The 6,783-nt window shown below is 40.0% G+C and carries 10 protein-coding genes and 2 pseudogenes; 9 read left to right on the top strand and 3 right to left on the bottom strand.

Going from position 1 to position 6,783, the window contains the following annotated elements; genetic code table 11:
* From UF75_RS23980 to UF75_RS23960, 5 genes are all read left to right on the top strand, one after another.
* On the top strand, nucleotides 1-351 hold a 351-nt coding region (locus UF75_RS23980), incomplete at its 5' end, for a DUF1657 domain-containing protein (RefSeq protein WP_045577038.1).
* Between the two features lie 18 nt (nucleotides 352-369).
* Nucleotides 370-849: a stage V sporulation protein AC gene (gene spoVAC, locus UF75_RS23975; protein WP_045577035.1), complete on the top strand. Its 480-nt coding sequence runs from the start codon at nucleotides 370-372 to the stop codon at nucleotides 847-849.
* Nucleotides 850-1,854 (top strand): stage V sporulation protein AD, encoded by a 1,005-nt coding sequence (gene spoVAD / locus UF75_RS23970; RefSeq protein ID WP_045577034.1) that lies wholly within the window; start codon nucleotides 850-852, stop codon nucleotides 1,852-1,854. It begins immediately after the preceding gene.
* 12 nt (nucleotides 1,855-1,866) lie between these two features.
* Entirely contained in the window at nucleotides 1,867-2,220 is a 354-nt protein-coding gene (spoVAE, locus tag UF75_RS23965; RefSeq protein WP_045577033.1) for a stage V sporulation protein AE, read from the top strand.
* A gap of 35 nt (nucleotides 2,221-2,255) precedes the next feature.
* Nucleotides 2,256-2,459: a DUF1657 domain-containing protein gene (locus UF75_RS23960; protein WP_045577032.1), complete on the top strand. Its 204-nt coding sequence runs from the start codon at nucleotides 2,256-2,258 to the stop codon at nucleotides 2,457-2,459.
* Between the two features lie 332 nt (nucleotides 2,460-2,791).
* On the opposite strand, the gene UF75_RS28720 is transcribed toward UF75_RS23960, so the two are convergent.
* A complete protein-coding gene (locus UF75_RS28720; RefSeq protein WP_156146591.1) occupies nucleotides 2,792-2,962 on the bottom strand; it encodes a hypothetical protein in 171 nt (56 codons plus the stop codon).
* Between the two features lie 10 nt (nucleotides 2,963-2,972).
* Nucleotides 2,973-3,161: an IS66 family insertion sequence element accessory protein TnpB gene (gene tnpB / locus UF75_RS27725; protein ID WP_082075322.1), complete on the bottom strand. Its 189-nt coding sequence runs from the start codon at nucleotides 3,159-3,161 to the stop codon at nucleotides 2,973-2,975.
* A 285-nt stretch (nucleotides 3,162-3,446) separates the two neighbouring features.
* On the opposite strand from tnpB, the gene UF75_RS23950 reads away from it, so the two are divergent.
* The 4 genes and pseudogenes from UF75_RS23950 (at nucleotide 3,447) to UF75_RS23935 (ending at nucleotide 5,409) form a co-directional block, all read left to right on the top strand.
* The gene (locus tag UF75_RS23950) at nucleotides 3,447-3,905 is read left to right on the top strand and encodes a hypothetical protein (protein ID WP_045577030.1); all 459 of its coding nucleotides are present in this window, start codon (nucleotides 3,447-3,449) and stop codon (nucleotides 3,903-3,905) included.
* A 54-nt stretch (nucleotides 3,906-3,959) separates the two neighbouring features.
* Nucleotides 3,960-4,526 (top strand): annotated as a pseudogene (locus tag UF75_RS23945) (stage V sporulation protein AD); the annotation flags it as partial.
* Nucleotides 4,527-4,538: 12 nt separating this feature from the next.
* Nucleotides 4,539-4,787, top strand: a pseudogene (locus UF75_RS23940) (SpoVA/SpoVAEb family sporulation membrane protein); the annotation flags it as partial.
* Nucleotides 4,788-5,229: 442 nt separating this feature from the next.
* Complete coding sequence (locus UF75_RS23935) at nucleotides 5,230-5,409, top strand: hypothetical protein (RefSeq protein WP_045577029.1); 180 nt, start codon at nucleotides 5,230-5,232, stop codon at nucleotides 5,407-5,409.
* A 1,157-nt stretch (nucleotides 5,410-6,566) separates the two neighbouring features.
* On the opposite strand, the gene UF75_RS30940 is transcribed toward UF75_RS23935, so the two are convergent.
* Nucleotides 6,567-6,695, bottom strand: a complete 129-nt coding sequence (locus tag UF75_RS30940; protein ID WP_282433860.1) for a hypothetical protein — start codon at nucleotides 6,693-6,695, stop codon at nucleotides 6,567-6,569.
* Between the last annotated feature and the right edge of the window lie 88 nt (nucleotides 6,696-6,783).

Below are 6,783 nucleotides of genomic sequence, written 5' to 3'. Positions count from 1 at the left end.
CAAACCGTAATCATGGATGGGAACATCCTCAATGAGCCTCTTTTCTCTTTAGGTCTTAACCAGGAATGGCTTAAAGTCGAACTTGATAAAATGGGAGTTGCCCTTGAAAATGTGTTTCTCGGTCAGGTCGACTCATCCGGTGACTTATTCCTTGACCTCTTTGATGATGCCGTTGAAATTCCACAACCAAAAGTTAAGGAGTTACTTTATGCTAACCTTGAAAAAATTCAAGCAGACCTTTCAACGTTTTCTCTACAAACTAACAATGAAAGTGCAAAGGGCATGTATATGAGAAACTCTCAGAAGCTCGAGAATCTCCTGGATAAATTACGTCCTTACTTGTTGAATTAATGAATTAAGAGGTGTTACATGTCCGACAAAAAGAAAAAAAAGCTTACCCCTACTCAGCTGGAATACCAGGAATTTGCCCAGGCAAGGGAACCAAAAAGACCTATTGTATTAAATTGTATTAAGGCTTTTTTTGTAGGAGGTCTCATTTGCGACATCGGTCAGGGTATACAGATGTTCTTTGTTACATACTTTCATTTTTCCCAAGAAAGTGCAGGAAACCCTACTGTAGCTGTTTTAGTAATACTAACTGTATTACTAACTGGTTTCGGTGTTTTTGACCATATCGCCCAATGGGCCGGCGCAGGCACCATAATTCCAGTGACTGGTTTTGCTAATACCATGGCATCCGCTGCTATCGACCACCGAAGCGAAGGTTATGTGCTTGGAGTTGGCGGTAATATGTTTAAACTATCAGGTCCAGTGATTGTTTATGGTGTTTTCTCAGCGTTTGTTGTCTCAATAGTCATTATTATTTTTAGAGCATTGGGTGTGATGTAAATGCTGCAAGGTCATCAAACTTGGGTCTTTGATTCAAAGCCCACCATTATTGCATCAGCAGCGGTGGGAGGTCCGTACGAAGCACAAGGTCCTTTGGCTGGCGATTTTGATCTCCTCCATGAAGATTTCTGGCTGGGACAAGATAGCTTTGAAAAAGCGGAAAAGAAACTTCAGGAACAAGCCTGTGAGACAGCGATCAAAAAGGCTAATATGAAAAAAGAAGATGTTCAGTTCTTGTTAGCCGGAGATCTAATGAACCAAACTGTTCCCAGCAGTTTTGCTGCTCGTACACTGGGCGTTCCCTTCCTTGGTCTATATGGTGCATGTTCTACTTCAATGGAAGGTTTGGCTTTGGCTTCCCTACTTGTCGATAGTAAATTCGCAAAAAACGTTCTCGTTTGTTCATCTAGTCATAATGCTGCTTCAGAAAAACAATACCGATATCCAACGGAATACGGTTCCCAAAAGCCTCCTACTGCCCAATGGACAGTTACGGGGTCAGGTGCCGCATTGGTAACGGATCACGGAGATGGTCCGAAAGTAACAACAGCTACTATAGGTCGAGTCATTGATATGGGCCTTACCGATCCCTTCAATATGGGTGCAGCAATGGCTCCAGCTGCGGTTGATACAATTGAGAGCCATTTTAGGGACTTAAATAGAGACCCTTCTTATTATGACGTTATTGCAACAGGTGACTTAGGAAGAGTAGGCCATAGAATCGCTGGTGACTTATTGAAGAAACATGGATTGGACATCCCCGAAGAGATTTTTACAGACTGCGGGATTTTGATCTATAGGAATGATCAGCCTGTGGTATTGGCAGGAGGAAGTGGCTGTGCCTGTGCTGCAACGACAACGTTTGGACATTTTCTAAATCGGATGCGTAAAGGGGAAATTAAAAAATTATTGGTCATCGCAACTGGTGCCCTATTATCACCTATGTCTTATCAGCAGAAAGAAAGTATTCCATCTGTTGCTCATGCGGTAAGTATTGAATTATAAGGAGCTGTCACAATGGAAAAATTTCTCTGGGCATTTTTGATTGGAGGAGCTATTTGTGTCATTGGACAATTGTTATTAGACGGGCTTAAACTCACGCCTGCTCACACAACATGTGCTTTAGTCGTAACTGGGGCAATCTTAGGAGGATTGGGTCTTTATGATCCACTTGTTAAATTTGCCGGTGCAGGAGCGACCGTACCCATTAGCAGTTTCGGGAATTCGTTGGTCAAGGGTGCTTTAAAGGAATTTGATTCTACCGGTCCTATTGGGGTCCTGACTGGTATCTTTCAGATTACCAGTGCAGGTATATCAGCGGCCATCATTTTTGCTTTCATGGGAGCACTCATTTTCAGACCGAAGGGTTAAACAAAGGATACTCTAAAAAGGAGGTGATCTAAAAGATGACTGTTGGAACACAGATGCAACAGGCTATAGCAACGGTTCAAAACGCAGCTGCAACCATGAAGACGTTTGCCCTGGAAACTCAGGACCAGAAGGCTAAAAAGAGCTTTGAACAACTTGCTAAAACATTTGATTCTGCTCTAAATGAGTTAAAAGGAAGAGAGCAATATATCGGACAGCAGGAACCCCAGTATAAGCAATAAACAGCCATGAAAATTCAAAATAGAAATAAAGTAGAAATTTCCTGCTTTATTTCTATTTTATGTCATTGACTGGATTAAAACCACATCTCCTTGAAACCCCAGTTCGCCAAGGAAACTATGATCGAGACAAGGAAGGCGACTCCAAACCCTATCTGATACTACACAGTGTTGTGCCTTAACTGGCATAATGTAGGCCTATTATGCTGGCAATTTAACCCTCAATTTCGCATTATGGAAATTCTAAGTATATGGAGACTCATATTCATGAAAACTCCCCGGGTAATTTCGAATGTAATAATATGGATTTTTACAGTGCATGGTTATGTAGCATTTCAAACAAAAGCTGATTCGGGTATCTCTAAATAGCGAACGATCTTCGCTTGGCTGTCGTTGAGCGGTTTAAGCAACCTCCGTACCGTTTTGCCCTTATCGGTATAACATTGGTACAAGATATTGTAGAATATCCGGATTATCATCAATTGTGTCGGCTGTTTTTTGATCATTTTTCCGGTGTCAACGACCGTTGCATCTTCTTCCTTTAAGCCTTTCCTTACCACCTAGCAGCCAACGTAATTCTTTAACGGACACCTGCTTGACCTCTTTAGCCTTCATAGGCCAACGAAAACTCCCTTTATCTAAGCGTTTCATGAAAAGCCAAAAACCTGATCCATCCCATTGAAGTATTTTTATGAGAATAAACATGCATCATAATGCAAACACCGAAAAAGTTAAGACTAAGGGGAGACCCACTGAGGCGCAATGTTCGTTTAACATTCAAGGATGTATAGTGAGATCTCCACCTTTGTCCCCTTAGGCTGGGCCTGTGAACAGTTGATAGAGACTTAATTTTTTTCTTTTTTAAGAATTTATTAACGGGATTACGGGTAAAATAAATTTTGATTACAAATCAAGGTTATGGTATTTACACTCAAGAGAATCTTGTACTATAAAATTTGATCAAATAAATAAACATTGGAGGGCCTCAAGATGAAAATCATCGACCTTAAGGATAGGTTTGCAAGGATTTTGATTGCTGGAACTTTTGCTTCTTTTATTCTATTTGCTCTAAATCTATTTTCTTATTATATACTCCACTTTAGTAACCGTCGTTTTATAAACTATTCAGCTTTAATGATTTTCGGAAGAGAATTTAATAGCTTTACAGAGGCAATAATAAGTTCCATTACTCAAATCGGTTTTTCTACCAGCTTAATCGTCATATTTAGTCATCTTATTCTTAAGGAAAAAAGTGAAAATTATATTTTGATAGGATTGTTTATCGGTTTCGGAAGCTGGTTTGGAATTATGTCATTGTGTTATATCATTGGAATTCATAAAATATTAGCTATAAATATAGGTTCAGCTACTTCCTTTATGGTCACTTCTATTATTTGGGGCATATTAGGTGCTTGGTTTTTGCATATGTTGGATGAACGGTACGTATAATCAGAAGGAAACAGTTAAATGGGTAGCTTAGTCAACACTGAATTTCCGTATCTCCGATATCCAACGGAATACGGTTCCCAAAAGCCTCCTACTGCCCAATGGACAGTTACGGGGTCAGGTGCCGCATTGGTAACGGATCACGGAGATGGTCCGAAAGTAACAACAGCTACTATAGGTCGAGTCATTGATATGGGCCTTACCGATCCCTTCAATATGGGTGCAGCAATGGCTCCAGCTGCGGTTGATACAATTGAGAGCCATTTTAGGGACTTAAATAGAGACCCTTCTTATTATGACGTTATTGCAACAGGTGACTTAGGAAGAGTAGTCCATAGAATCGCTGGTGACTTATTGAAGAAACATGGATTGGACATCCCCGAAGAGATTTTTACAGACTGCGGGATTTTGATCTATAGGAATGATCAGCCTGTGGTATTGGCAGGAGGAAGTGGCTGTACCTGTGCTGCAACGACAACGTTTGGACATTTTCTAAATCGGATGCGTAAAGGGGAAATTAAAAAATTATTGGTCATCGCAACTGGTGCCCTATTATCACCTATGTCTTATCAGCAGAAAGAAAGTATTCCATCTGTTGCTCATGCGGTAAGTATTGAATTATAAGGAGCTGTCACAATGGAAAAATTTCTCTGGGCATTTTTGATTGGAGGAGCTATTTGTGTCATTGGACAATTGTTATTAGACGGGCTTAAACTCACGCCTGCTCACACAACATGTGCTTTAGTCGTAACAGGGGCAATCTTGGGTGGATTGGGTCTTTATGATCCGCTTGTTAAATTTGCCGGTGCAGGAGCGACCGTACCTATTAGCAGTTTCGGGAATTCGTTGGTCAAGGGTGCTTTAAAGGAATTTGATTCTACCGGTCCAGAGCTATTTGCCTTGTGAATTTTTTCTTTAACACATATGATGCCTTTAAATGGGAATTTTTTTATTAATCATCTTTAGATCACTATAATGTGCAACTAATTTAAGAAAAAGGTTAATGCTTCTCACATCTTCCACAAAAACCACTTGCAGACCCAACTCAAACTTAAATATGAGATGAGATAAAAACTAGATATCACCCATCATTAACTAAATAACTTCCATATTGTACCACATACCCCAGCTTGTGCATATTATGTACTGTCTCTTAACAAAGGAGGAAATGCAAATGGCATTCGGTGGTATTGATGTAGATGATCGTCGTCGCGAAAGAATCGAAATTCAAGGAATCGCAATCGTTGTCGTAATTATTCTTCTGCTTATTGCTCTGGGAATCGTATTTTAAATTAGACATTATTTTTATGGAAAGGAGGAATATATTATGTACGGATATCCTGGTCATTTTCCAAACATTTCACCGGTTGGTGCTCCACCACACATTGGACCTGTAAGACCACCTGTATGCTGTTGTCCACCAATTGTCCCAGTTGCACCTCGTGCAGGTGTAGCAATTATTGCAGTTGCTATTTTAATTCTTATTGCTTTAGGCGTAATTTTCTAAAATAGATTCTTCTATAAACAGAAAAAGGGAGAGCTTAAAACGCTCTCCTTTTATGGTAAATAAAATTTTCGGAGCTTGACCATGTACGATGGAATATTTTATGTAGAAGGAGTTGATCTTATGTTTCTCATTTCCCTTCTCCTCTTTGGGACTGCTATATCGAGACCTCGCTATTACCCTTCGTATCCCTATTCCTATGCACCGTATCCCTATGGATGGTATTAGTATCACCTATAGAGATAATTAGCCAAAGCTAATGAACCTCAGCTCATTAGCGGTTATCTTCTAAGTTAATAAACGAAGTAAGGAGAGCTTTTACGGCTCTCCCTTTCTACATCTTCCACAGAAACCACTTACCGCCTAAAGAGTTATTGTATTACCATATTGTTCCACATGCCCCAGCTTGTGCATATTATGTACTATCTCTTGGCAAAGGAGGAAATGCAAATGGATTTCGATGTAGATGATCGTCGTCGTCGCGAATTCAGTTTCGAAGGAATCGCAATTGTTGTCGTAATTATTCTTCTGCTTATCGCATTGGGAATCGTATTCTAATTCCCATACTCTTTGAAATTTGCTTCTGAATTCTAATTAGAGAGGAGGAAATATAATGTACGGTTATGGTGGAATGGGAATGGGAACAGGCGTAGGAGTAGGGATCATCGCTATAGCTATCTTAATCCTTATAGCTTTGGGTGTTATCTTTTAATAACGTTTTTAAAATTATTCTTCTATAACGAAAGGAGACAATTAAGATATGCCAATGTTCAATCGTTTTGGTTTTGGGAGATTTCCTTTTTTCCCCTTTTTCTTTGATCCTTTCGAAAGGTTCGAGAGATTTGGGATAAGAGATCCATTTGAGCGATTTGAATTCGATCCATTTGAAAGATTTGAGATGAGACGGTTTAATCGACGCCGTTTCTAATTCAAAGTAATGTAAAGCTAGGTATTAGTTTTAGTAAGACGAGATTTTTTATGCATTGAACCCCTCCTGCGTTGTCAGGCGTAGGAGGGAACTCTTATATTTACTAAACAATAATTATTTTGTGAGATGCATTTGGCAATATCCACTTTAAACTGAGTATACACCGTAGTATGCGGGACAAAATTCCACCGTGCAAGTACAATGCTGCAAATTGAAATTGACAACCGCTCCGTCAGTGGGGTTCAAATAACACAATAAGCCCCTCTTGAATCTTTTCCCGCGACAGGATTTCCTTAACTTGTCCCATTATGTCGAGCATTTCGTCCCGTCTCTTGGTCTGTAAATGTATCTCATGAATCATGATAGTTCCCCCGCTTACTTACAATTGAAGCACACCCAGAACATCCCTTAACCCCCACAGTTCCTCTTTCGCAAGCCGTGACACCCTT

Origin of the sequence: Desulfosporosinus sp. I2, from assembly GCF_000960765.1 — a bacterium.
Taxonomy (GTDB): domain Bacteria; phylum Bacillota; class Desulfitobacteriia; order Desulfitobacteriales; family Desulfitobacteriaceae; genus Desulfosporosinus.
Note: the sequence above shows the minus strand (reverse complement) of the source record. Positions and strands in the feature narration are given on the sequence as shown.